At 56.0% G+C, this 25,471-nt stretch carries 21 protein-coding genes; 12 read left to right on the top strand and 9 right to left on the bottom strand.

Features of this window, described 5'->3' with window-relative positions; genetic code table 11:
- Positions 1 to 23: 23 nt before the first annotated feature.
- From Q0835_RS05695 to Q0835_RS05685, 3 genes are all read right to left on the bottom strand, one after another.
- Complete coding sequence (locus tag Q0835_RS05695) at positions 24 to 803, bottom strand: TIGR02186 family protein (RefSeq protein ID WP_298813463.1); 780 nt, start codon at positions 801 to 803, stop codon at positions 24 to 26.
- Entirely contained in the window at positions 800 to 1,729 is a 930-nt protein-coding gene (locus Q0835_RS05690; RefSeq protein WP_298813464.1) for a sulfite exporter TauE/SafE family protein, read from the bottom strand. Before Q0835_RS05690 ends, Q0835_RS05695 begins: the two co-directional genes overlap by 4 nt.
- A gap of 159 nt (positions 1,730 to 1,888) precedes the next feature.
- Positions 1,889 to 6,007: a peptidoglycan-binding protein gene (locus Q0835_RS05685; protein ID WP_298959220.1), complete on the bottom strand. Its 4,119-nt coding sequence runs from the start codon at positions 6,005 to 6,007 to the stop codon at positions 1,889 to 1,891.
- Between the two features lie 481 nt (positions 6,008 to 6,488).
- Between Q0835_RS05685 and Q0835_RS05680 the strand changes: the two genes are divergently transcribed.
- Positions 6,489 to 6,950 carry a MerR family DNA-binding transcriptional regulator gene (locus Q0835_RS05680; RefSeq protein WP_298813466.1) on the top strand — a complete coding sequence of 154 codons (462 nt, stop codon included), beginning with the start codon at positions 6,489 to 6,491 and terminating at the stop codon, positions 6,948 to 6,950.
- A gap of 114 nt (positions 6,951 to 7,064) precedes the next feature.
- On the opposite strand, the gene Q0835_RS05675 is transcribed toward Q0835_RS05680, so the two are convergent.
- A complete protein-coding gene (locus Q0835_RS05675; RefSeq protein WP_298959217.1) occupies positions 7,065 to 7,385 on the bottom strand; it encodes an EthD family reductase in 321 nt (106 codons plus the stop codon).
- A 79-nt stretch (positions 7,386 to 7,464) separates the two neighbouring features.
- The gene (locus Q0835_RS05670) at positions 7,465 to 8,208 is read right to left on the bottom strand and encodes a VOC family protein (protein ID WP_298959214.1); all 744 of its coding nucleotides are present in this window, start codon (positions 8,206 to 8,208) and stop codon (positions 7,465 to 7,467) included.
- Between the two features lie 293 nt (positions 8,209 to 8,501).
- Between Q0835_RS05670 and Q0835_RS05665 the strand changes: the two genes are divergently transcribed.
- The 7 genes from Q0835_RS05665 to Q0835_RS05635 all read left to right on the top strand — a co-directional run bounded on the left by Q0835_RS05665 (position 8,502) and on the right by Q0835_RS05635 (position 16,961).
- Positions 8,502 to 10,298: an acyl-CoA dehydrogenase C-terminal domain-containing protein gene (locus tag Q0835_RS05665; protein WP_298959211.1), complete on the top strand. Its 1,797-nt coding sequence runs from the start codon at positions 8,502 to 8,504 to the stop codon at positions 10,296 to 10,298.
- 105 nt (positions 10,299 to 10,403) lie between these two features.
- Complete coding sequence (locus Q0835_RS05660; protein WP_298959208.1) at positions 10,404 to 11,042, top strand: glutathione S-transferase; 639 nt, start codon at positions 10,404 to 10,406, stop codon at positions 11,040 to 11,042.
- A 27-nt stretch (positions 11,043 to 11,069) separates the two neighbouring features.
- Positions 11,070 to 12,278: an acetyl-CoA C-acetyltransferase gene (locus Q0835_RS05655; protein ID WP_298813475.1), complete on the top strand. Its 1,209-nt coding sequence runs from the start codon at positions 11,070 to 11,072 to the stop codon at positions 12,276 to 12,278.
- 3 nt (positions 12,279 to 12,281) lie between these two features.
- A complete protein-coding gene (locus tag Q0835_RS05650; protein ID WP_298959205.1) occupies positions 12,282 to 12,662 on the top strand; it encodes a cupin domain-containing protein in 381 nt (126 codons plus the stop codon).
- A gap of 19 nt (positions 12,663 to 12,681) precedes the next feature.
- Entirely contained in the window at positions 12,682 to 14,892 is a 2,211-nt protein-coding gene (locus Q0835_RS05645) for a 3-hydroxyacyl-CoA dehydrogenase NAD-binding domain-containing protein (protein WP_298959202.1), read from the top strand.
- Positions 14,893 to 15,047: 155 nt separating this feature from the next.
- Positions 15,048 to 16,184, top strand: coding sequence for an AraC family transcriptional regulator (locus tag Q0835_RS05640; protein ID WP_298813481.1), 1,137 nt, complete (start codon positions 15,048 to 15,050; stop codon positions 16,182 to 16,184).
- A gap of 498 nt (positions 16,185 to 16,682) precedes the next feature.
- Positions 16,683 to 16,961 carry a DUF6460 domain-containing protein gene (locus Q0835_RS05635; protein ID WP_152502913.1) on the top strand — a complete coding sequence of 93 codons (279 nt, stop codon included), beginning with the start codon at positions 16,683 to 16,685 and terminating at the stop codon, positions 16,959 to 16,961.
- On the opposite strand, the gene Q0835_RS05630 is transcribed toward Q0835_RS05635, so the two are convergent.
- Positions 16,888 to 17,856 (bottom strand): histone deacetylase, encoded by a 969-nt coding sequence (locus Q0835_RS05630; protein ID WP_298959199.1) that lies wholly within the window; start codon positions 17,854 to 17,856, stop codon positions 16,888 to 16,890. The genes Q0835_RS05635 and Q0835_RS05630 overlap by 74 nt on opposite strands.
- A gap of 155 nt (positions 17,857 to 18,011) precedes the next feature.
- On the opposite strand from Q0835_RS05630, the gene Q0835_RS05625 reads away from it, so the two are divergent.
- Positions 18,012 to 19,364, top strand: coding sequence for an MATE family efflux transporter (locus tag Q0835_RS05625; RefSeq protein WP_298959196.1), 1,353 nt, complete (start codon positions 18,012 to 18,014; stop codon positions 19,362 to 19,364).
- A gap of 2 nt (positions 19,365 to 19,366) precedes the next feature.
- Here the strand turns inward: Q0835_RS05625 and Q0835_RS05620 are convergent, their stop codons facing one another.
- Both Q0835_RS05620 and Q0835_RS05615 read right to left on the bottom strand, forming a co-directional pair.
- Positions 19,367 to 20,461, bottom strand: coding sequence for a quinone-dependent dihydroorotate dehydrogenase (locus Q0835_RS05620; protein ID WP_298813491.1), 1,095 nt, complete (start codon positions 20,459 to 20,461; stop codon positions 19,367 to 19,369).
- Positions 20,458 to 20,802 carry a DUF952 domain-containing protein gene (locus Q0835_RS05615; RefSeq protein ID WP_298959193.1) on the bottom strand — a complete coding sequence of 115 codons (345 nt, stop codon included), beginning with the start codon at positions 20,800 to 20,802 and terminating at the stop codon, positions 20,458 to 20,460. The genes Q0835_RS05620 and Q0835_RS05615 overlap by 4 nt, the downstream gene beginning before the upstream one ends.
- A 297-nt stretch (positions 20,803 to 21,099) precedes the next feature.
- Here Q0835_RS05615 and Q0835_RS05610 point away from each other — a divergent pair, with 297 nt between their 5' ends.
- A complete protein-coding gene (locus Q0835_RS05610; protein WP_298959190.1) occupies positions 21,100 to 21,999 on the top strand; it encodes a thermonuclease family protein in 900 nt (299 codons plus the stop codon).
- A gap of 57 nt (positions 22,000 to 22,056) precedes the next feature.
- On the opposite strand, the gene Q0835_RS05605 is transcribed toward Q0835_RS05610, so the two are convergent.
- Positions 22,057 to 23,715, bottom strand: coding sequence for a lysine--tRNA ligase (locus tag Q0835_RS05605; protein WP_298959187.1), 1,659 nt, complete (start codon positions 23,713 to 23,715; stop codon positions 22,057 to 22,059).
- 258 nt (positions 23,716 to 23,973) lie between these two features.
- Here Q0835_RS05605 and Q0835_RS05600 point away from each other — a divergent pair, with 258 nt between their 5' ends.
- Positions 23,974 to 24,345, top strand: a complete 372-nt coding sequence (locus Q0835_RS05600; RefSeq protein ID WP_298814044.1) for a tellurite resistance TerB family protein — start codon at positions 23,974 to 23,976, stop codon at positions 24,343 to 24,345.
- Positions 24,346 to 24,363: 18 nt separating this feature from the next.
- Complete coding sequence (locus Q0835_RS05595; RefSeq protein ID WP_298959185.1) at positions 24,364 to 25,440, top strand: alpha/beta fold hydrolase; 1,077 nt, start codon at positions 24,364 to 24,366, stop codon at positions 25,438 to 25,440.
- Positions 25,441 to 25,471: the final 31 nt, after the last annotated feature.

The raw sequence follows: 25,471 nt of genomic DNA, 5'->3' as shown, positions 1-25,471 counted from the left end.
AGAGGTGCCAGGGGGACCAAAAATTAGTCTTTGCGGAAAATCACACCAGCGAGCCAACCGGTGAATATCGCCAGCATGACCGCAAGCACACCATAGAAGAATGGGTAGTGCTGGGCGAGCTCGAACGTAATCTGCTCAAAACCGATCTTGGCAACCGCGAGGCTTTCCTCGGTTTGCGAGACCACCTCTCCATGGTGAAACAGGAAGCTTTTCACCTTGTAGTCTCCAACGGGAATGTTTGCCGGCAGAGGAATGTTGGTGCGGAACATCGTATGGGTCAGAAACTCGATCGATGTTTCCTGTTCCGAGTAGAGCCCGGCTTCCTCGCGCAGACGGATAAAGGCCTTGCGGAAGTCGTCACGATCAGAGAGCGGCACGTTCGAGACACCTGAAACTGCCAGATTGATGTGATTTAGACCAATACCGAGTTCATCAAGGACAGTCCTGTCGGCCATCATTCCGATATCGACTGAGCTTGCCACTGCATAAAAGGACGGAACAGCCTGAAAGCGCTCGGCCTCTCGATTGACCCAGACCCCCAGAAACCGGCCTTTCCGACGGGTGGTGATGTCCTGAGGAGGCCCTTCAACGACAATCGCCAATTCATAGCCGCTCGGGTCGTTCGGCTGACGGGCGATATGGCTTGCCTGTCCGAAAATGACGATTTCAGTTCCCGTGAAATTGGACTGGATCGACACAACATCGGAGGACAGCGCCGTTACCAGGTCTTCGTTGGAAACGCTCTGCGCGTGCCCACCAACAGGCACCAGAATTAGGGCCAGCAGAAGAACCAGGCACCTCATGACCCGGCCCCCTTGCGGATGGCGATGGAATAGAAATCATCGGGAATAAGCAACAAGTCGACAGCAAAACGCAATCCAACGCCCAGAACCAGCAGCGCAAGCAAAAGGCGAAGCTGATCACCGCGCAGGTTCTGTCCCATGCGAGCGCCAAATTGTGCGCCTATTACACCGCCGATCATCAATGTCAGCGCCAGGACGATATCGACGGTCTTGGTTCCCATGGAGTGGAAAATTGTCGCTGCGGCCATCGTAAACAGGATCTGGAACAGCGATGTCCCGATGACAATGCTGGTCGGGACCCGCAGCAGATAAATCAGCGCGGGGACCATCATGAAGCCGCCGCCAATGCCGAGGATTGTTCCGAGGAAACCGATGATCGCCCCGAGACCCACAACCGGGATCACACTGACATAGAGTTTGGACCGCCTAAACCGCACCTTGAGGGGCAGGCCGTGGATCCAATTATGCTGCCCCGGCCTGCGCGCGCTTGGCGCGGAACCGGACTTGCGCCGACGGATCGCACGCACGGATTCAAACAGCATCAAACCGCCGATTGCACCCAGAAAGGTCACGTAGGACAGCGAAATCACAAGGTCCAACTGCCCGACGGATTGCAGGACGTCGAACAGGATTACGCCAATCAGCGAACCGAACACACCTCCCGCCAGCAATATGCCCGCCAGTTTGAAATCGATCGCTTTTCGCCGCCAGTAGGTGACCACCGCTGAAGCAGAGGACGCCACGACCTGGGTCGTCACTGTCGCGACGGAAACCGCGGGGGGAATGCCGGAAAAGATCAACAACGGCGTCAGCAGAAAGCCGCCACCGATGCCAAAGAGGCCAGAGAGAAAACCCACTGCCCCGCCCATGGCAAATATCACGAAGATATTGACCGGTATTTCGGCTATCGGCAGGTATAATTGCACAGGGTCAACGCCAGGACAGATTGCAGGTAAAACTGCGTATCAACTACATTAAATTGGTTAAAGACCCGTGCTGCCCGGTGTGTCAACCGGGCAACAGGCTTCTTCGGTTCGATAGAGCTATATTAGGCCAGTTTATGGCGGAAACGGTAAAGTTCCGTTTTAGATCGCCTGGCTCTTGAGTTCGTCGATAAGCTTGTTGTCCACTTCACCGGTCTCCGGCAGCCCAAGGCTACGCTGAAACGCGCGAATGGCGCTTCTGGTGCGTGGCCCCATCTGACCGTCAGGTGTTCCGGTGTCGAAGCCAAGGTAATTAAGTTTGTCTTGTGCTTCGCGGACCATGGCTGTGTTGTCTACGGCCTTAACGGCGGCCTGTGCTGCAGGAAGCGATGCATTGTCCGCCCATCCCTGCTCCATGGTGACCTTGTTTGCAGCCGGGTTCGGCGTTTCCAGCTTGAAGCTTTCAACCGCGAGCCGCGCATTTGCCAACGTTTCCTGATCCATCATGTTTGCGACATCGTCGCGTCTCTTGGCGGCTTCCGGATCTCCCTGATCAGCAGCGATTGCAAACCATTTGTAGCTGGCAACCAGATCCTTATCGACACCGATGCCGCCTGCATAAAGAATGCCGAGATTGAACAGGCTGTCTTTCACGCCGAAATTGGCTGCCTGCTCAAACCATTTGGCAGCGGCCGCATAGTCGGGCTGTCCGCCGCCGCCTTCGGCGTAAAGAACTGCAAGGTTGTGCATGGCCTTTGCGTTGCCGGCTTCAGCCGCCTTGACGTACCAGGCCTGCGCCTTCGGCAGATCCTTGTCGACCCCACGGCCTTTCTCGTAAAGGCTGGCGAGACGGTACTGTGCCGGTGCCAGACCCTTGTCGGCAGCTTTCTGATACCAGGTTGCAGCATGAGAAAGATCGGCTGGAACGCCATTTCCTTCCGTGTATTTCACACCGACGAGGAACTCAGCTGCGGGATTGCCGCTGGCTGCGGCACTGCGCAGTGCCATCGGGCCGACCCCTTCAGGCGGGAGACTTGCAATGAGCGCAGAAGGCGCGTTTGTGGTTTCGCTTGCTGAAGGAGGTGCGGGTTTGAAGCCCGTGGAGTTATCAACGGTCTGCTGACCGAAACTGCCGGCAACACCTGCAGGCGGTGCAAAGGCAAGTTCTGCGTCCGCGGACATAGGCTCTTGTGAAACGGCACTCTGGACGTTCCGAGGTGTGGCTGCCGGCGCGGCCTGTGTCGCTGTACCAGGGGCCGGTGTCGCAGCTGCGATCGCGGGCACCTCAGGTTGCACCGAATTTGCTTCCGCAGGAGGTGCTTCTGTCGAGGCGTCCCCCGCTGAACGGGTCGCGACAGCCGGTGGATCTCCGCCCTCGGGATTGGCAGCTGCATCTGCGACAGACGTTGCCGGTGCAGCAACAGCCTCTGCCTGTGCGGAGACGGGAGGCGTATCAACGCGCTCCTGTGTTTCCTGCGGCACTGCGGCAAGCTGATTGCCGTCATCTGAGGGCGTCGTTGCGATCCGGTAGACCTGAATACCAAGAACCAGAACCACAGCTGCAGCCGCATAGAGAATGGCACGGCGGCGGAAACCGGATCCTTGCGGTGTCTCGGGTGCAGGTCGGTCGCCCGGCAGCACAGTGGTGTCCTGAGCTTCGAAGTCCCGGTCGGCGATATCTTCCGTACCAAGCTCCAGATCATCAAGCTGTTCGCCCTTTTCCTCGACCGGTGCAGAGGACTTGTCGCGCTTCAGGACATTGCGGAGCCAGCCGACACGCGCTTTTCCGCGTTGTTCATCGGCAGGATCTGGTTCAGCGCTTTTCTTCTGTCTTTTTTCAAGCTGAGCCGCTTCGGCAGATGCTGCCTGCGCAGCGCGCCGGGCCGCAGCAATGAAATCCGCCTTGCGGTCTCGAGCCCGTTCTTCAGGACTAGCCTTTTCTTCAGCCCTGTTGGCAAATTCGGCTTGCGGCGGCTCGCTCAATTTCGGCTTAGAAGGTCCTGAGAAAAGTGTGGATGTGTCGTCAAGCGTGAGCGGTGAAAATTCAGCTGTGGCTCTCGAACCCGCAGGTTTCTGAATGGGGCCGCCCTGATCCGGCGCTTCCGTACGTTCCAGATTATCCAGACGTTCGGTCAGGGAACCGAGAACGGATTTGACGCCGTCGAATGTATTGCGGGTGCGCTCCTCGCTGCCTTCCGCCGCATCGAGAAGCTGCCTCAGATCTCCCTGCAAAGAATTGATTGCCTGGTCATATTGCTCGTTCTTCGGCGCGGGCGTCGTTGCTATAGCCTCTGCTGCCGCTTGCCTGGCAATTCCCGCAATGTCGTCGCGGCTTTGCTCCAGACCTTTTTCAATACGCTCCAGCACCGGAGACAGGTGATCGCCGTTGGCCGCATTGATGGAGGTGTTTTCAATCTGCTCTGCAAGCGCAGCCACCTTGGAGCTCAATTGATCGAAACGGCTGTCGTCAGCTCCATCCGCACCCTTGGAGACAATCTGCGCCAGGTCGGAAATACGTTTTTCCAGAGCTTCCGTGGAGCCCGGAGCCTCCACAGAGGCGCGCATTGCACCAATTTCCTCACGCAGCTTGTCCAGATCGGATGTGGTTACACCCACTGTCGGCTGGTCGAGACGTGCGGTCAGATCGTTCAACCGATCCTGTAGCTGGGTCATGAACTTGTCATCATGACCGCCTGCGCCGCCTGTACGCATATTGGCCGCATCCAGAACGGGCACTGGACGGGACGCCTTCTTTTCGATGGCGTCGATCTTGCCGGATATCGTTTCAAGCCGGCTTTCCAGCGACTGAAACGCTCCAGTGTCGGTTGCCGGCAGCGGCGCCTGTTCCATGCGCTCCAGCCGATCAACGATCTCGTTCAGGCGCTTGTCGACCTGAGACAGGTGTTCATGGTTGGCCGGGGCAGCCCTGTCGTCGGACATCATGCCGACAATGTCTTCAAGTCGTCCCTGGAGCCGGGAAATGGATTCCGGCTCAGGCATACGCTCTTCCATCGCGGAGAGACGGCTGTCGAGACCTCGCTGCTCGCGCGCAAGGACCTCAAGGTCATCCAGCCGCCCGGAAACGAACTTCATCCTGTCGTCGATACCTTCGACAAGGCCATTGATGTCGATTTGCTCAACGAAACCGCGGACTTCACGCAACTCCGCACGCAAAGGCTCGATTTCGGCATGACCCTTGCGCTGAAGCAGTTCTTCCATGCGCTCGGCGATGCTCACGACACGGTCCTCAAGCACCACCATGTGCTCTGACCGAGGCAGGGCCGCGAACGCGTCTTCGATTTCACTCAGACGTGCGGTGACACCGCGCAATACTCTTGGGTCAACGGAAGCCCGGGACAGCTCATCAAGGCGCTGAAGAATGTGCGCATAGCCGTGCTCGAGCGTTTCCAGTGCGCCTTCGACATTGGTTCGACCAACCATCGATTTGAGGTCGGCAACTTCCTTACGGATCTCTTTTGCAAGCAAGTCGTTCCGTTTGTCGGCGCGCATGCGTTCGACCATATCGGACAGACGCCGGAGCTCTGCGTTTTGCCGGCCTACCGTTTCGCTGGTGCCACGCGAAATTCCACTGAGAGCATCCCGCAGGGATCCCAGTTCCTCGCGCACCTGGTTGAGCGCTTGCTCATGAGGAGCTCTCAAAGCGTCGATACGACGACCAAGATCCTTGTAAATATGCATGGAGGCATCGCGCTGCGGATGGCCTCTGCGGCGGCGGGCGGGTTCGTGAACGTAGTCGTGTTCGTCAACGTAGCCGTCATCATCGTCTTCGTCTTCGTGATGGTAATACGCGTCTTCTTCACGAAGTGCGTCCATGGCGTACCGGCCTGGCCGGCGCTGCGGACGCGGAGCATCACGATATGGGTCCGACGGAGCCTCGTAGCCTGAAAGACCCTGGACCTGTTCATCCAGCCGGTCCAGTGCTACCATAACATCATCCAGGCCGGGTTCAGGTGGGCGGGACTGACGGCGCGGCGCCGGACGAGAAGTACGGCGGGGCTTTGCTGCGGCTCTTCCAGGCCTGCCGGTCGTGCGGTCCTGATCCGACAAGAGACGATCCAGTTCATCTGCCACAGCGTCCAGATCCTCGTCCCGCTCATCGATCATCTGTGAATCGTATCGGTTACCCAAGGCGGTCGCGGTGCGTGTCAGCCGTTCAATTCTGCTATTTGCGTGCTCGCGGCGGGGAGCGTCGTAATAGTCGTCGCTCTCATACACATCACGTCCGCGGCGTCCTGCCTCGTTTTTCTTCCAAGCCGGCATATCTTGACCCTGGGCTTACGGCCATTCAGGCCGCTGATGGAGCAGGCTGCACCGGGAATCCGTCATAAGACGGGACAAGCGCAGCGTTTTGAAAGACTTTGTAGACTTAGGGTAAACAGGGCGTTAATCGGCCTTGCTAAATGCAAAAACCGACTGTTTTCGATTGAAAAGACTGAGGACAAACCAAGGATTCGTGCCGAATCGCCTAAACAACCGTTAACGTTTTTTTGTCGGATGACCTTACGCGACTGGACCTTGACGCAAACGTAAGGTAAAGAGTGCGCCATCAATCAGGCTGACTGCTTGTGCGGATGGGCATTCGGGAACGAAATCCTCAACGGGGTCTTGGTCCCGTGACCCGTCTCAACCCGTCCTCCGGGCGTCACCTGAAGTCGCACGGCCACCCGAATCTGCCGGGCGACTTTCGAAAAAGCATCAACAATGAGCCGGCAAACGGCGACACTGAAGAGTACAAACTGCTATGAGCGAAGCGCTTTCGATCCTCAACGAGGACGATCTGGTTGACGTCGTTTCCGCAAATGACGACAGCACCAAGAAAACGCAATTTACGATCGGCGATCTGGCCAAGGAATTCGACTGCACATTGCGGACCCTGCGTTTCTACGAAGACAAGGGATTGCTGAATCCGAAACGCGACGGCATGAACCGCATCTATAACCGCCGCGACCGTGCACGCCTCAAACTGGTTCTGATGGGCAAGAGCGTTGGCTTTTCCTTGTCTGAAATCCGGGACATGCTTGACCTTTATGACTTGCGTGACGGCCAGGTCACACAGCTGCGTGTGGCACTGTCAAAGTTCAACGAACAGATCACCGTTCTGGAAGAGCAACGCAAAGACATCGAGCAGGCAATCGAGGAATTGTCCCGGACTGTCGAGATCGTTTCCGGAATGCTGAAGCAGAAAGAAGCTGAAGAGGCCTAAGCCCCAAAGCTTCAAACGAATTGGAAAGCCGTCGAGCCTAGGGCCGGCGGCTTTCTCTATTCTGCTCCGATGGAAGCGTCCCGTCTGCTTTTGCGTCTCTTTGCGCAAGAGCTTCTAGTGTTTTGGTTCGCCAATTAGAATTGTTGGCTTTCCACCTGTCGAGATGCGTTCAGCGTCGGCTGCGACTTCCTGCATGCCGGCGGTAGACATGGCTTCTTGCAGTGCTTGAGCTGATGAAAATTCCATTGAAAAGCTTTGGTAAAAGGGCGGATTGCCGTCAGGGCCCGCAAGGAACCTCACCACAGAGTAGGGTTTCCGGCCTGACGGAATTCCGGCTTTTTCATTCAGCAATTCCAAATGGGCTTCATAGTCGGCATTGAATTTTTCGGCATCAGACGGCCAAGGATACAAGACTGTCAGCACGACTTGTGACAAAGCGGCCTCCCTTCGGCGCGACACAAATAATCTTTCCGAAGAAGAGTTATCACCAAATCAGTTGGAATCGAAACAGAACCTAAGACTTGCGAATGCGAAACTCGTTAGCCACAGGGCCCTTGTTCAAGCCAGTCACAACTGATTCCCGATAGCCGGCTTGTCCGGCACCTGGAAGTCTTGTCGTTTCAAGTGAAGGACGGTGCTGGAATTCCAGGACTGTATAGGGCCTTTGGTAAAGCCAACTGCGGTTCTGAATTGCCAAGGGGTCAGATGATGGTGGGTCTTCTTCGGTGAAAGCAAAGAAATAGAGCGTGAAACCAAAAGCTTCTACCGGCATGATTGCCAGCAGCTTCATGCCCAGGGCGTCACAGCTTTCGAACATTGTCGCTGTTTCCCGGCAACGCAGTGTCAAAAGGTTCAAGGCTGGACCGCCACCCAGTTTGCCTGGTTTTGTATCTTTAGGGCTTCGCTCACCCTTAAAACAATGCGCAATCAGCTCGACCGCAAACCCCTCCGGATCCTCGAAATGGGCCAGATAGCCAATATCGCGGAATTGTTCGGGCGCACTGACTTTCACGCCTTTTCCGGCGAGCTGCTGACAGGCCAGGTCAAGATTCGGCACGGCCAAGGCAATTTTCCAATAAAGATCGTCGGCAGATCCGCAATAGGACACGGTTGCCTGCTCGAATTTGAGCCTTGCCTCTTCACCGCCATAGCCGACAGAGCCATCCCCCCAATCCTTCATTCCAAGGACATCACAATAAAAGCGTCGTTGTGCTTCAGGGGCCCGGCATGTCAGCGTGATCCATTCAATCTTGGGCATACGACAATCTGCTCCTTTGATCCTTGATTATGCCGGTACGCCTTCTTCCCGGTTTATGACCTGCTGGTGAAAGGCAGTCGCGAAGACCTCAAAAATAAGTCATCGAAACACAGATCTGTGCTGACGAACCCTCAAAATCATTCCAATTAGCATGTTTTGGGCGTATTTTTTTGTCATGGCTTCCCTTGGGACACCACTTGCCGGACGGAATCAAGACGCGTATATAAGTCTTAAGATGACGTTTACGGAAACGTAAGCTCACACTGCATTCCGGCGAATCTGGGAGGATTTCCATGCCGAGTTATACAGCACCCGTCGATGACACACTCTTCCTCTTAAAAGACGTATTCGGGTACGAACGCTATTCCAACCTTCCAGGCTTCAGTGACGCTCCTTTGGATCTGGTTGAAGCGATCCTGCGCGAGGGCGGCAAATTTGCCGAAGAAGTGCTTCAACCCCTCAATCAGAGCGGTGACCAGGAAGGCTGCACACGCAATGAAGATGGAACAGTGACAACGCCAAAGGGTTTTGGGGACGCTTACCGCGCATTCTGCGAAAACGGCTGGGGCACTCTTGCAGCTGATCCGGACTATGGCGGCCAGGGCTTGCCCCACACGCTTGCCACCATTTTCAATGAATTCGCATCATCCGCAAACATGGCCTTTTCCATGTATCCCGGACTGACGGCCGGGGCCGTCGCTGCATTGACGTTCCACGGTAGCGACGAACAGAAACAGACATATCTGCCGAACATGATCGCGGGAATCTGGACCGGCACCATGAACCTGACTGAACCTCATTGCGGCACGGATCTTGGCCTGATCCGTACCAAGGCGGTTCCCCAAGAAGATGGCTCATACAAGATCTCCGGCACCAAGATATTCATCTCGGCCGGCGAACACGACATGGCTGAAAACATCGTTCACCTTGTGCTTGCACGGATTGAAGGCGCACCGGATGGTACTAAAGGAATTTCGCTGTTTGTCGTGCCGCGCAATCATGTTGGCGAAGACGGATCGGTGGGCGACAACAACGGCGTTTCCTGCGGATCCATCGAGCACAAGATGGGTATTCACGGCAACGCAACCTGCGTAATGAACTACGACGATGCGACCGGCTGGCTGGTCGGCGAGGAGAACAAGGGCCTGCGGGCCATGTTCACCATGATGAACGAGGCGCGCCTCGGCGTGGCGGTTCAAGGTCTTTCCCAGTCGGAAGTCGCCTATCAAAATGCGGCCACCTACGCCACCGACCGTTTGCAGGGACGTGCACTGACCGGCCCCAAGGCCCCTGACAAGGCGGCAGATCCCATTATCGTACACCCGGATGTGCGCCGGACGCTGATGTCGATCCGCTCGTTCAACGAAGCTGCAAGGGCTCTCGTCATCTGGACAGCTCTTCACGGTGATGTTTCACATCGCTCGGACGACGACGCATCGAAGCAGTTTTCAGACGACATGATGGGCCTGATGACCCCGGTCCTGAAAGGCGTGCTTACCGACACCGGATTTGCCAATGCGGTCAACGCCCAACAGATGTATGGCGGGCATGGGTATATAGGCGAGTGGGGAATGGAGCAGTTCGTCCGCGATGCCCGCATTGCCATGATCTATGAAGGCGCAAACGGAATTCAGGCACTTGATCTCGTCGGCCGGAAACTGCCGGCGAATGGTGGCCGTGCAATCATGAGCTTTTTCAACGAAGTCAACACGTTCCTGAAGGAAAACAAAGACAATGAAGACCTTGCAGGCTTTACCGCACCATTGAAGAAAGGCGTCGACGATCTTCAGGCGGCCACGATGTGGTTCATGAACAACGCCACCAAAAATCCGGACAATGCCGGTGCCGGTTCGGTCGACTATATGCACCTCTTCGGTTTGGTAGCGCTTGGCTATATGTGGGCCCAGATTGCCAAAACGTCGAAAGAGCAGTTGTCCAACGGCGCAGGCGACAAGGCCGGTTGGCTTGAAAACAAGCTTGCCTTCGGAACTTTCTTCATGGAACGGACAATGCCGGAAACGACGGCACATCTTGACAGAATCTCAACTGGCTCCGACACAATGATGTCGGTTGCCGCAGAGGCGTTCTGATCTCATTCGGCCCTCTTTGTGAGGGCCGGTAATTCACCCGCGCAAATCGCGACGCGGCGCGCTAGTCTCGCCCCTCAACTGATTTGCCAGGGAGATAATCAAGTTATGGCTGAATTCGTTCTTCACTGCATGGCACAATCGGGTCACTCTTACAAAGTGGCCCTGATGCTGGAATTGTGCGGTGCCGACTGGGAACCCAAGTGGGTGGACTTCTTTAATGGAGAGACCCGTACGGAAGAGTTTCGCACCACATTGAATGAAATGGGTGAAGTTCCGGTTCTCGTCGACGGATCGAATGTACTGACCCAATCCGGCGTCATTCTGGATTACCTGACCGAAAAGTTCGGAAAATTCGGCGGCGACTCGGCAGAAGAACGCCGCGAAGTTCTGCGCTGGACCATTTTCGACAACCAGAAGGTTTCCGGCATGATCGGACCGCTGCGTTTCCTGCGCGCGTTGATCAAAACCGGCGAAACCGAAGTTACCGGCTGGCTAGACGGACGGGCAAAGTCTGCTCTTGCCATCATGAACAAGCACTTCGAACACAACGCTTTCGCTATCGGGTCGAAGCCAACGACAGCCGACTTCTCTCTCTGCGGATATCTTTACGTCAGGCACGAGACCGGCATTGATTTCGCACCCTACCCCCACGTCATCGCCTGGCTGGAACGGATCAAGGCCCTGCCCGGTTGGAAACATCCCTATGACCTCATGCCCGGCCATCCCCTGCCGGACGCCAAGTGAGGATCGTCTGATCTTGAGGAGGATCTGATGCCCGAAGCCTATATTTTCGACCACGTGCGTACGCCGCGCGGCCGCGGAAAAAAGGACGGCGCCTTGCACGAAGTACCGTCCGTGCGTCTTGCAGCAACGGCTTTGGAAGCCATTCGCGATCGCAATTCATTGGACACGTCCAAAGTCGATGATGTCGTGCTCGGCTGCGTAGACCCGGTCGGAGAAGCGGGCGGCGACGTCGCCCGTGCCGCCGTCTTCGCCGCCGGTTATGCGACGTCGGTTCCTGGTATGCAGATCAACCGCTTTTGTGCCTCCGGGCTGGACGCAGTCAACATGGCGTCCGCCCAGGTCATGGCTGGTCAACACAAACTGGTGGTCGCCGGCGGCGTGGAGAGCATGAGCCGCGTTGGCATAGGCGCGTCTGGAGGCGCATGGCCGATCGAACCGCAAGTCGCCATTCCCTCCTATTTCATGCCGCAAGGTGTTTCTGCCGATTTGATCGCCACCAAATATGGCTTTTCTCGTGACGATTGCGATGCCTATGCCGTGGAAAGCCAGAAGCGTGCCGGGAGATCCTGGGACGAAGGACGCTTCTCCAAATCGGTAGTACCGGTAAAAGACATCAATGGCATCACCATTCTCGATCGGGACGAGCACATGCGGCCAGAAACGGATATGCAGTCGCTCGCCGCGCTCAATGCATCCTTCGAACTGATGGGCGCAATGGGTGGTTTTGATGCGGTCGGCATCCAGGCGCATCCGGAAATCGAAAACGTCAAACATGTGCACCACGCCGGCAACTCGTCCGGCATTGTCGACGGCGCTGCCGCTATCCTGATCGGATCCAGCACGGCGGGCCGCTCCTCCGGACTTAAACCGCGTGCCCGCATCAAGGCATTCGCCAATATCGGTTCCGAGCCTGCCTTGATGCTGACCGGGCCGGTGGATGTTACCGAAAAACTTCTGAAAAACGCCAAGATGGATATGAAGGACATCGACCTTGTTGAGATCAACGAGGCATTTGCTTCCGTTGTCCTGCGGTATCAGCAGGCATTCGATCTCGATCCAGACGTCGTCAACGTAAATGGCGGTGCCATCGCCATGGGACACCCTCTTGGCGCAACCGGGGCCATGATCCTTGGAACCGTACTTGATGAACTGGAGCGCAGAGACCTCAACACGGCCCTTGTTACGCTTTGCATCGGCGCGGGTATGGGCACGGCTACCATCATCGAGCGGGTCTGAGCGATGATCAGCAATCTCGACAGGGAGTTCGGCCGGATTACCGATTACTGGTCGCCGCGGGTTGTTGCCGATGTCAACAATCAGAGCGTCAAGCTCGCCAAGTTGAAAGGTGAGTTCGTCTGGCACGATCATGCCGACGAAGACGAACTGTTTTTCATCGTCAAGGGCAGTCTGACCATTCAGTACCGCGATCGCGAAGATGTGGTGTTGTCCGCCGGTGACCTGCATGTGGTTCCCAAAGGCGTTGAACACAACCCGCTGGCTGAGAACGAATGCTGGGTGATGCTTTTTGAACCCGCAGAAACCAAACACACGGGCGACGTGGTCGTGGAAGGCACGAAGTCGGCAGCGCAACAGCGCGCCCACTTGACCAACGGCGCTTGAGACCGAGGAGGATTGTCAGATGAACTACAAGAATTTCACCATTGAGACCGATACCGACGGCTTTGCGCTGATCACCTGGGACATGCCGGAAAAATCGATGAACGTCATTGATCTATCGGTCATGAACGAGCTGGATGCCCTGATCGACGAAGTTGCCGGTACCGACGCCATCAAGGGAGCGGTCATTGCATCCGGCAAGACGGCCTTTTCGGGAGGTGCGGATCTGACGATGCTGGAGGGCCTGTTGAGGGATTTCCACATCAAACGCGGAAGCGATCCGGAAGCGGCAGCCAGGGCCTTGTTTGAAGGCTCACGCAAACTGTCTCTGGCCTATCGGAAACTGGAGACCTGCGGCAAGCCGTTCGTGGCCGCTGTTGCCGGCACCTGCATGGGTGGTGGAACGGAGCTTGCCCTTGCTTGTCACGCAAGGGTCGTCGATGAGAGCCTGAAAATGGGTTTGCCGGAAGTAAAGGTCGGCTTGTTCCCTGGCGCTGGCGGCACGCAGCGCGTCATGCGGATGACAGATGGCCAACAAGGCATGCAATTCCTGTTGCAGGGACGTACATTGCGCGCTCCACAGGCCAAGCAAATGAAACTGGTCGATGATGTGACCGGCACCAGGAAACTGGTCGCCGCTGCCAAAAAGATGCTGAAAGCTGGAATTGATCCGGTCAAGGATTGGGACAAGAAGGGCTACAAGCTGCCCAACGGCAAGATCTACTCTCCCGCAGGTTTTCAGTTCTGGCCTGCGGCCAATGCAATTTACCGGCGCGAGACCCACGACAATTATCCCGGCGCGCGCTATCTGCTGCACTCCGTCGTTGAAGGACTTCAGCTACCGATGGACCTCGCTTTGCAGGTGGAAAGCCGGTATTTCGCCAAGGTGCTGCAAACGCCTGAAGCCGCCAACATGACACGGTCGCTCTTCGTGTCGATGCAGGAACTCAACAAGCTGGCACGCCGCCCGCTGGACCAGCGCCCGAACAAGATCAAGAAGGTCGGTATTCTTGGAGCCGGGTTCATGGGCGCCGGCATCGCTTATGTATCGGCTCAGGCCGGAATTGATGTCGTGTTGATCGATCGGGATCAGGAAGCCGCGGACAAGGGCAAGGCCCATACCGAACAGCTTATGAGCAAGGCGATCAAGCGTGGCCGGGCCAGTGAAGACCAAAAAGAAAAGCTGCTGGCCAAGATCGCAGCGACCACCGACTACGACGCCCTCGCCGACTGCGACCTCGTCATTGAAGCGGTGTTCGAGGACCGGGATATTAAAAAGACCGTGACGGAAAAGGCCGAAGCGGTCATGAAATCTCGCGCAATTTTTGCATCCAATACGTCAACACTGCCGATCACGTCTCTCGCCCAGGCCTCCAAGCGACCGAAAAACTTCATCGGCATCCATTTCTTTTCTCCCGTCGACAAGATGATGCTGGTTGAAGTGATCCTTGGAAAACGCACATCGGACCGGGCCCTCGCACTGGCGCTCGATTACATCAAGGCAATCAAGAAGACACCCATTGTGGTCAATGACAGCCGTGGTTTCTATACCTCCCGCGTTGTCATGACCTATATCCGCGAAGGCCTGATGATGCTTGCCGACGGTGTTCCGGCGGCGATGATCGAAAATGCGGGCAAGATGGCCGGCATGCCTGTTGGCCCGCTCTCGCTTGGCGACGAGGTCGCACTGGATCTCGCCTGGAAGATCGTTTCGGCGACACGCAAGGACCTTGGCGTCAAATACGTCGAAGGACCTCTGGACAACATTCTGGAAGAAATGGTGGTCAAGCGCGAACGCTTCGGACGCAAGAACGCCAAGGGCTTCTATGATTACAAAGGCAAGGAGAAGAGCCTGTGGCCAGGCATTCCGGAGGTTACCGGCCAGCCGAAGCCGGCGGAAAGCTTCAACATTGAAGAACTGAAGCAGCGCCTCTTGGTGATGCAGGCTCTGGAAACTGCACGGATATTCGAGGAAAAATGCCTGACCGATGTACGCGAAGCTGACGTCGGCTCGATCCTTGGCTTCGGGTTCGCACCCTATTCCGGCGGCACCCTGTCTTATATCGACATGATGGGCACGCCCGCATTCGTGGAGCTTTGCAAAAAATTCACCCGCAAATGGGGCCCGCGTTTCAAACCCAACAAATTGCTCCGCGACATGGCCAAGGACAACCAAAGCTTTTACGGGAGATTCCCGCCGAAAGCGCCTCAAATGGACAAGGACGCCGCTTAAACTTCACGCAGATACCGCCTCTTTTCTGAGGCGGTATTGTCATTTTTACCTAAATCGCACGTGATATATGTTAGCAAATCACGTCAAAACTTGATCCTTCACGACTTGTCATGCACATTTCGTAAAAGAGCTGTGCACGTCGGCTGGAGTTGGGAATGTCGCTTGATGGCGAATGGGCGCGCGCGGACGTTTTCCGCGTACTGCGTGATATTTGTTCAAACGAAGATTTGGACTGGCCCTATCTGGCGCAACGTTACAACTTTGACCTTGCGAGCCTGGAAGACCCTCAAGGCGTGGTTCCTATAACCGCGTGGCACGGGGTCTTTGAATATATTGCCGAAAAACTTGGCAACGATGCCGTCATGTTCGACCTGTTCAACAATGTCGACATCGGCTGTTTTTCCATTTTCGACTATCTCTTTGCCTGTGCGCCTACTCTGCGTGATGCATGTCAGGCCTGGGTGAAGTTTATTTCGATCCGCACCAATGCATACCGGATGACCTTTGAAGAAGATGAGACCGGCGGCTACGTTCAGTGGCCAATCCTGGAAGGACGCGGTGAATGGCGGCAGAACATGTTCGCGCGGATGGGTTGGGCGACGCAGCAGCTGGAACATGCTCTCGATATGAAAACGCCACCGATCATGATCGAATTGGCGACTTCGGAACCCAAAAACAGATCCGCTTTTCAGAAAAAGTACCAGGGGCGTATCCGATTCAATTCGCCCCATAACAGGATCGCTCTGCCAAAGGCTCTGTTATCACGCCCGCTTCGCCGCAACGATGCGCATCTTTACGATATCATCTTGAAATCGGCCTTGGGCGAACTGGACCGTTTCGGTGAGCTGGAAGCGCCGCTGTCCAGAATTGCGAATGAAGTCGCATCCAACCTGGCCGACGGCTCCTGTACCTTGCCGCATGTGGCGGCAAAACTCGGCATGTCGCAACGTGCCGTGCAGCGCCTTCTGGAAAAGGAAGGCACGAGTTTTCGCAAGCTTAGCGAGGAAATCCGCAGATCGGCAGCAGAAAGATACCTCCGCAGCACGGATCTGCCCATGAAGGAAATTGCCTACCTGTTGGGCTTTTCAGAACTCAGCACGTTCTCCCGCGCCGTGAAGGCGTGGTTCGGAGTATCTCCCCGCAAGGTTCGGGAAGCTCCGGAGAAGCCGCTTTCGATCAGTGGAGATCCGGCTTCTGACGAGCGCGTCAAACAATTCTCACGGCCTGCGCTGAAAAACAAAGGTGCGTCCGCATCCCAGCCACGCCTGCGGGAAGCGATTACAGCTGACTGATAAGAAATGGAAGAATTGTGGCACGGTGGTACTTTCGGGCAAGTGAGCCACCGTGCCTAAGAACATTCTTTTTGCCGCCAGGTACCAAAAACTCCCGCTTAGCTACCTGTCTCCAAAAACGGTTTCGGACTACGACGTGCATAGAGACCGATCCGCCTTCGATATTTTTTCGGCCCATCCCGCAGTGTGATCGTTTTGTTTGCCAAACCCGTTTTTCCGCGCCGGGCCGGCGAATATCTTTCACCACAGGTAGAGGTTGGTCAGCGTGCCGCGATTGTGGGATTTCGCTCTGCTACCGATTTATCCAACCTAGAATCATCATTACCCATTATGCCAAGTAAGTAATTGGCCTGACGCGTAAAGGATTTTACCATTTACGCCACCACATACAATTATTCGGGGTTTTGACCCCATCCGATGCCCTGCCATTGTAATCCGAAACGATTGTTCCTAACTTTCGGAACAATTCAGACGTTAACGCAGGATCAGGAGAATCGCATGTCAGACACCGGCTTGAGCCGTTTTCTCGGAGGCTCTCCCGCTCAGGTGCTGTTGCGGCTTGTCTTCCTTTCCTTCGTGGTTGGGATCGTCTTGTCCGCACTCAACCTGGACCCGATCGACCTGGTCTACATGGTTCTCAACTTTTTTGAGCGTCTCTGGGATATGGGCTTCAACGCGATTGGCAGGCTGGGAAATTACCTTGTCATCGGCGCAATTGTGGTCGTTCCGATCTGGTTGGTATCCCGCCTTCTCTCAATGGGCCGGACAAGGAACTAACCGCGCTCGCGGTGCGATGCAGGGTGACATGCCTATCCGCAAGTTCATCGATGTCTGTTGAATAACCGCCGCCGAGCACACCTGCGATCGGGATTCCGAAAGAGCGTGTGCTTTCAATCACCAATCTGTCACGCCGTCTCAATCCTCCCCTTGTCAGTGCGAGCCGGCCCAGACGATCATGTTCATAAGGGTCGACACCTGCGTTGTAGACAACCAGATCCCAGGCCTCGCGCTCCAACAAATCGGGCAACAGTTCGGCGAGCCTCATCAGATAGGCGTCGTCATGGGTCAGATCGGCCAGTGCGATATCGAGATGAGAAGGCACCTTTCGAACAGGGTAGTTTTTCTCGGAATGCATGGAGAAGGTAAAAATATCCGGATCACCTTGAAAGATGTCCGCGGTTCCGTCGCCCTGATGAACGTCCAGATCAACGATCAATGCCTTACCGATAGCGCCATCGGCCTGCATCACCTTGAGTGCAACAGCCACATCATTGAAAACACAAAAACCGGCACCGTGCGCGCGGCGTGCATGGTGGCTGCCTCCGGCGGTATTGCACGCGATACCATGTTCGAGAGCCAGATAACATGTCAGTACGGTTCCCCCTGTTGCACAGCGCGCGCGCAGCGCAATGTCTTCCCGCATCGGGAACCCTATTTCCCGTGCAATCCTGTCCGGCACCTTTCCATTGAAGACCTGATCCACATAAGCTGGATCGTGAGCGAGAGCGACCCACTCGAACGGAGCCGGCCGTGGCCGGTAGAAGTCACCCTGCTCCAATAATCCTTCGTGCCGGATCAAGTCGGCCACGGCCCGAAACTTGTCCATCGGGAAACGATGATTTGCAGGCAGATCAGCGCAATAGGCAGGATGATGAACAATCGGCAGCGGCATGGGTCGCAATATAGGCCAGACGTTCAGGCGTTACACCCCTGCGTGAAAGGGTTCTCATTCATTACAACGCCCTGGAATAACGGGTATGCAGGCTCGTGGATTGACGAAACCGGTCAAGCGGGACAAAGAAGGCGTCAGTCCAATCAGAGATCTCCATGTCACATCCAAGTGCCGCGCCCGAGCCGCCCAAATTTGCATTTTCTGTAACGCATCGATCGGTGCTGGCGATCGCTGTGCCGATGACACTTGCTTATTTGTCGACGCCGCTCCTGGGGCTGGTGGATATGGCGGTTATCGGGCGCCTCGGTGACGCGGCGCTTCTGGGCGGCATTGCGATCGGGGGGATCATTTTCGACCTGGTCTTCACGACTTTCAATTTCCTGCGCTCCGGCACGACCGGCCTGACGGCACAGGCATTTGGCGCCGGGAACGAGCGAGAAGTCCGGGCTACGTTGCTCAGGGCCATTGTCATTGCTCTTCTGAGTGGCCTGGCGGTGATCATCGCCCAACTGCCCCTTAAAGAATTCGGGCTCTGGTTCATGGGCGGCAGCCCGGATGTGCAATCTGCGACCAGACGCTATTTCGACGTACGTGTCTACAGTGCGCCTTTTCTTCTGGCCAATTATGCGATGTTGGGCTGGTTCATCGGACTTGGTCGCGCCGGAACCGGACTGCTGCTGCAACTGGTTCTGAACGGTCTCAACATCATTCTCAGCCTGTGGTTCGTGGTCGGGCTCGGATGGAGTGTGGAGGGCGTGGCGTTTGCCACCGTATTGAGCGAAATATCGGCAACGATTTTTGGACTTGTTCTGATTCTTGCAGCAACAAGGAACGGAAGCTGGCCGGGTGCTGCCATCGTTTTCGATCGCCGCCTGCTCTCGCACATGATGGCTATCAACCGCGATATCATGATCCGCTCATTCACGCTGCTTTATGCGTTTGCCTTTTTCATGGCGCGTTCGGCCGATCAGGGCGACATTGTACTGGCTGCCAATGCGTTGCTAGAAAAGTTCGTCATGGTCGCCGCGTTTTTTCTGGATGGCCTGGCAACAGCTGCGGAACAACTGGCCGGGCGCGCCGTTGGTGCGAAATACAGACCTGCCTTCGACCGGACACTGAAACTGACGGCGCTCTGGAGCTATGCACTGGCTGGGCTTCTTGCGCTGCTCTTTTGGACAATCGGTCCCCTCATGATCGATTTCATGACCACATCGCCCGAGGTCAGGCAGACGGCCGCAACCTTCCTGGTATGGGCGGTGATCACCCCCCTTTTCGGCGTGCTGGCATTTCAGATGGACGGAGTTTTTATTGGTGCGACCTGGTCCGCCACCATGCGCAACATGATGTTGCTGTCGCTGGGGCTCTATCTTACTGCCTATTACGCCTTGTTCCCGTATCTGGGCAACCACGGCCTATGGCTGGCCCTTTTGCTTTTCTTCAGCGTACGTGGCTTCACGCTGCTTGCCGTCTGCCAAAGACGCGCGGCTGAAACCTTCAATGAAGGCTGATGTCACGCTTCTTCGCTTGCCCATGCTTCCATGTTGGCATCTCTTGCCTCCCGCAAGGAGGAAAGACCCTGCTCTTCGAGCTTGTCTGATAGCCCGTCCAGAATGTCGCCAACCAATGCAGGTCCCTTGAAAACAAGCGAGGAATAGAACTGCAAGAGGTCAGCTCCTGCAGTGATCTTGGTCCACGCGGTTTCAGCACTGTCAATTCCGCCCACGCCGATGATTGGCAGCTCTGGTCCGGCGAGTTTGCGCGCTCTTGCAAGCATGATCGTCGATTTACGGAAGAGTGGACGGCCTGAGAGACCTCCGGCTTCCTCTGCAGGCCCAAATCCGCTCAGGCCATCGCGGCTTATTGTTGTGTTTGAAACGATCAGCCCATCAACGCCTTTCGACAGTACTTCCTCGACAATGTCGGAGAGATCTTCATCAGCAACATCGGGTGCAATCTTGAGAAGCACGGGCACGTGACGGCCAATTTTCTGCGTGCACTCGTCACGCGCAGAAATCACACCGGTCAGGAGCTCTGCCAGGACCGAACGCGCCTGCAGGTCGCGAAGGCCGGGCGTATTCGGCGATGAAATGTTGACGGTGAAATAAGTCGCAATGTCGGCAAAGGCATAAATGCCGCTGACATAATCGGCGATCCGGTCCTCAGCATCCTTGTTCGCCCCAACATTGATACCGACAATACCGGTAAGGTTCCCTCTGGCATCAAGGCGTTTGCGCAGAGCCTCGTGGCCCTCATTGTTAAATCCGTAGCGATTGATAACACCCTGATCGGCAGGCAATCGAAAGACGCGCGGACGCGAATTACCAGGCTGGGGCCTTGGAGTTACGGACCCGACTTCGGCATGACCGAACCCAAGCTTCAGGAGCGCATCCGGCACCTCACCATTCTTGTCGAAACCTGCTGCCATGCCGAGCGGGTTAGGGAAGGTCAAGTCCCACAGTTTCACCGCAAGGCGCGGATCGGAACGAAGTCTTTGACCGGGCAGAACGCCTGACTTCAGCGCAAGTATCGTCATCCGGTGCGCTGTCTCTGCATCCAGAGCGTGAAGGACCTTAAGTGCTGCTTTGTCCAGCCAAGGCAAACTCATTCGTCCATCTCCGGAAAGACATGGTCACCATCCTTGCCGAGAGGCAGTTCCTTGACCCAAACCGCAGTCGCAGGGTCCAGGTCTGCATAAAGGTGCGGAAACAAAGCGCCACCGCGCGAAGGTTCCCACTTCAGCTGATCTCCAAGGACGCCGGCATCAAAAGCTGCCAGAAGCAGGTTCTCCTGACCCACAAAATGCTTTTGCGCCGTTTCGCGCGCCTGATCTGCAGTAGAAAAGTGGATGAAACCGTCTGAAAGATCCACAGGGGCACCCTTAAAGCATCCCTCCTGGATCGCGGTTTGCCAAAGAGATTGAGGAACGATCTTGAAAATCAGCGTCATCCGTGTGCCTTTTCGCGCGACAGCAGTGCGGGTTATTCCAATCCTGCCGTTAGTTCCGCCGGCAGGACACTACTCAAGTGAATTCTGTCGAACAAGCGGATGAACGGTTCCTTGTTCGCACCGCGTCACTTTTTTAAGGATAAACGCTGACACTTGAGCCATGAGAGAAGCCGCAACACCGCAATATGCGAAATTCGAACCTGACCGCTCTGAAGGCCTCTGTTTTAATTTGCGCACTCGGCATTCATAGCATTTGCCGGTATCATTCACCGTGCCAGTAAAGCGAGTAACAACGGAATGAAACTCAGGCCAGTCTTGGTACCTGCTCTCGTGCTGACTGCCGCCGGCGGTCTGCTTGCGTTGCTGTTGTTGGCTGATCCGCCCGACCTGTCCGCCGATCGGCAATCCGGTGGCCATGATGGTCAGCTGGCAAAGGCATTGGTGGCAGACGACCAAAACAACACACCTGGTGCGCAAACATCTACGCCTGCCCCGGCAACACCTGCTCCTCTTCCAGGAAACATCCGGGATGTCTCACCCGACGGCGTCAGCGCGCCAAAAGTGAGCGGCGGCTTGAAACGCATTTCGCCTTCCAAACGCTATCTGGAACTCAAGGATCCACCGGTTGAGCCGATCCCGGATGGCCCCCTGGAACTTGTCAGGGTGCAGGTTCTTGATGGTGGCCGGCTGCGTGCGAACCAAATTACGGTCAAGCTGGCTCACATTATTCCGCTAGAGCCGGAAGAGACCTGTGTCTCCCGCCTTGGCGGCACCTGGCCTTGCGGAGCCCGTGCCAGAACTTTCCTGCGCGGTTTGATCCGTCAATTCAAGGTCAGCTGCGAAAAGATCGAAGACCTCGGATCCCGGCAAATCCTGGCAACCTGCAGCAGGGGCAAGATAGATCTCAGCACCCGGTTGGTCCGCTATGGATGGGCGGACCCGCTTGAGAATGCGCCAGACAATCTGCAGGAGCTGGCTCTCAAGGCCAAGGAAAGAAAGATCGGCAAATGGCAGGCAGAATGGCTGAAAGACCTGCCGGCAACACAATGGGAAAATGACCCGACTGCGGCATTGCCCGGCCTCGAGGTCATCGAGCCTGAAATCGTCGAATGGAGCCTCAGAGCCGACCCTGAAGCACCGGAAGACGACACCTCTCTCTTCGGCCTAGGCGACCCCGCCATTGCTCCCCAGCAATAAGCCCGATGACCATTCACTTAAGGCTTTGAAAGGCGGCAGTTGCGCCGCCTTTCCTGTTTAGGCCGAGAGTTCGCCCGCGAGTGCCTTGCGGATCATTTCCCGGGTCTCGGCGATCCCGTAAAGAGCGACGAATGAGCCGAAACGCGGGCCCTTTTCCTGGCCGAGCAAAAGCTGGTAAAGCGCGGAGAACCAAGCAACCGAAACGCCGGGACCACCGTCAGGGCCTTTTTTCTTCGGATCCTGGTATCGCTCAATTGCGCGCGCAACATCGAGCACTGCATCCTGGATGGCTGCACCGTCGGCGTCTTGTGGCAAGGCGGCCAGTTTTTCGTCCAGCTGGCGAAGCGCCACCTGTTCAGTTTCATCGGGTGCCTTGAAAGACTTGGTCGGTCGAACGAAGTCCTCAAAGTAACGGATCGCATAGCCGACAAGCGCATCCAGGTCCGGATGCGTCGCGGGTGTGACGCCCGGCGCATACCGCGAAATAAAGGCCCACAGGACGTCTTTGTTCTCCGCATTGGAGGCCGACACCAGATTGAGCAACATGGCAAAAGGCACCGGCAAATCGATCTTCGGAATGTTACCGGAGTGGATGTGCCAGGCCGGGTTCTGCAGCTTTTGCTCCACCGGCATCTGCTCGTATTTCTGAGCAAACGTATAGTATTCGTCGACAGCTTTCGGAATGACGTCGAAATAGAGCTTCTTTGCCGTTTTGGGCTTCTGATAATTATACAACGCAAGGCTTTCAGGCGCTGCATAAGTCAGCCATTCGTCAATGGACAGACCATTGCCCTTGGACTTGGAGATTTTTTCTCCCTTTTCGTCCAGGAACAGCTCATAGACATAGTGTTCCGGAGCCTTTCCGCCCAGAATGTTGCAAATCTTGTCGTAGATCGGCGCATTGGTCATGTGGTCCTTGCCGAACATTTCAAAATCGACATCGAGCGCAGCCCAGCGCATGCCAAAGTCCGGCTTCCACTGAAGTTTCACCTGTCCCCCGGTCACCGGCAAGGTGATGTCGTCACCGGTTTCATCCTGGAACGTAATGGTGCCGTCTTTTGCATTCACCTCTTTCATCGGCACATAAAGCACGCGCCCTGAACTTGGCGAGATCGGCAGGAACGGCGAATAGGTTGCCTGTCGCTCTTCCCCCAGCGTCGGCAACATCACGTCCATGATCTTCTGATATTTTTCAGTTGCCAGGATCAACACTTCGTCGAACTTTCCGGACTTGTAATACTCCGTCGCGCTCGCGAATTCGTAGTCGAAACCGAATGTATCGAGGAACCGGCGCAACATCGCGTTGTTATGAGCAGCGAAGCTGTCGAAGTCCCCGCCGAACGGATTGGGAACGGTGCTCAGCGGCATTTGCAGATACGGTTCAAGTGCCGCCCGATCCGGAACACTTTCCGGGATCTTGCGCATGCCGTCCATATCATCGGAGAAGCACAGAAGACGCGTCGGTATCCTGTCTTCGGTGAGCAAACGGAAAGCTGTGCGCACCATGGTTGTGCGCAACACTTCGCCGAAGGTTCCTATATGAGGCAGACCGGACGGACCGTAACCGGTTTCAAACAGAACCGGCTTTTCCGGATCCCGCTTCTCGATACGTTTGACCAGTTTTCGCGCTTCTTCGAACGGCCAGGCTTTCGATTTCCGGGCCGCCTCGACAAAGTCTTGCGAAAGGTCAAGCGGAGGCAGGGATTGGTCGGTCATTTTTTGAATTCGTTCTGTTTGTTTGGATGAATTGCGCAGCATAACGGAAGGCTTTTTGAGACTTCAGGCCAAATGCTGCGGCGCGACACTAGATCAAGCAGCATTCATGTGCAATCACATGTCGCAAGTCCATGACTTGAAGCTTTCACGCCAAGCCTATACACCGGGCCTTCGAATTGGAAAATAACCGGCGCCACTGGAGAATGCATAGTGACTAAGAATGAGCCGATCAGCGTACAGGAAGCCCTCATCTATGTGATGGTCATCGTTTCGGCGTCGGACAACGAAATGACCGATATGGAACTGGCGACGATTGGCGATGTGGTCAAGATGCTCCCGGTTTTCCAAGGGTACGACAGCACGCGGATCATCCCGGCTGCGCAGCGCTGCGGCGACATTTTGCAGGAAGACGATGGTCTCAAACTGGTGCTGGAACTGGTCGGCGACGTGCTTCCGGCCAAGCTTTACGATACGGCGTACGCACTTGCTGTCGAAGTTGCAGCGGCCGATCTTCACGTTGAACAGGAAGAGCTGCGCATTCTCCAGCTGCTTCGTGACCGCTTCAGTCTCGACAAGCTAACCGTGGCAGCGATCGAACGCGGAGCAATTGCGCGCCATCGCTCGGTCTAAGCAGGGCGGACAGGTGGGTTGAAGAAGCCGAGCCCAAGGCGCAACTGGATCTTCCCGACTTTCTTTGCCGGTCTTGCGGCGATCATTTTAGCTGCACTCTTGGTCTTTCTTTCCGGCCTTGAAGACTTTGAGCTTTCAAAGTTTGAAACACGCGAGCTCAGTTTTCAGGACGAACGGCACCAGATTTCCGGGTCGTTGATCTTGCCGGTTGAACACCCGACTTCGCTTGTACTGCTGATCCACGGCGACGGACCGGCAGACAGGTTTGCCAATGGCGGTTATCTGCCGCTCATCAACGCACTCCTTGATGGTGGTATCGCAGTCTTTTGCTGGGACAAACCAGGGATAGGTAAAAGCGAGGGCGACTGGCTGCAGTATTCGCTCGCCGAGCGCGCGCGCCTTGCGGAGGCGGCACTGATTGCTTTGGCGGCGGAAGAAGACCTCTCAGAGGTTCGCAAGGGCGTTCTTGGCCTCTCTCAGGGCGGCTGGGTGGTTGCGGACCTCGCCGCAGGCAAAACCAGCACAGATTTCGCAATCATCATTGGCGGTGCCGTCAACTGGCTTCGGCAAGGCCAATATTATCAGCGTCGCCGTCTTGAAAACGACGGTGCCACCCAGGGCGAGATAGAAACCGCGCTGTCGAAGAGTGCCGCCGCCAATAACCAAATGGCTGACAAAGACTTCGACTATCAGGACTACCTTGAAATTGCCGGGCCAGATCCAATGAGCTCAAGCCGCTTCCAGTTCGTTCGGAAAAATGTGTTGGCAGACTCTTCCGGTCATCTGACCAAGATCACAATTCCGGTACTGACTTTGCACGGTGGCGAAGATCTGAATGTGGACCCTGACTACAATTCCAGTCGCTATCGGTTTCTCTTGAAATCCGGGCACGCTGCAAATCGAAGTGGCGTAATCAAAGGTGGTACGCATAGTCTTTTGCGCGCGGAACTGTTCAACTACCAGCTTGAAAGCCAGATGCCATGGTGGTCTCAGGCAGCATTTCTCGCGTTGGGACGATACGCCTATGCGCCCGAAGCGCTGGATATGCTGACGACATGGACGAGGCAGCACGCGCCCTCACGAACCGGAGACTGACAGTTCGGTTGAATTGGGGATTCAAGCGCCG

The sequence above is a fragment of the uncultured Roseibium sp. genome (assembly GCF_947499295.1).
Classification (GTDB): Bacteria; Pseudomonadota; Alphaproteobacteria; order Rhizobiales; family Stappiaceae; genus Roseibium.
The sequence above is the reverse complement of the archived record's forward strand: the minus strand, read 5'-3'. Positions and strand labels throughout refer to the sequence as shown.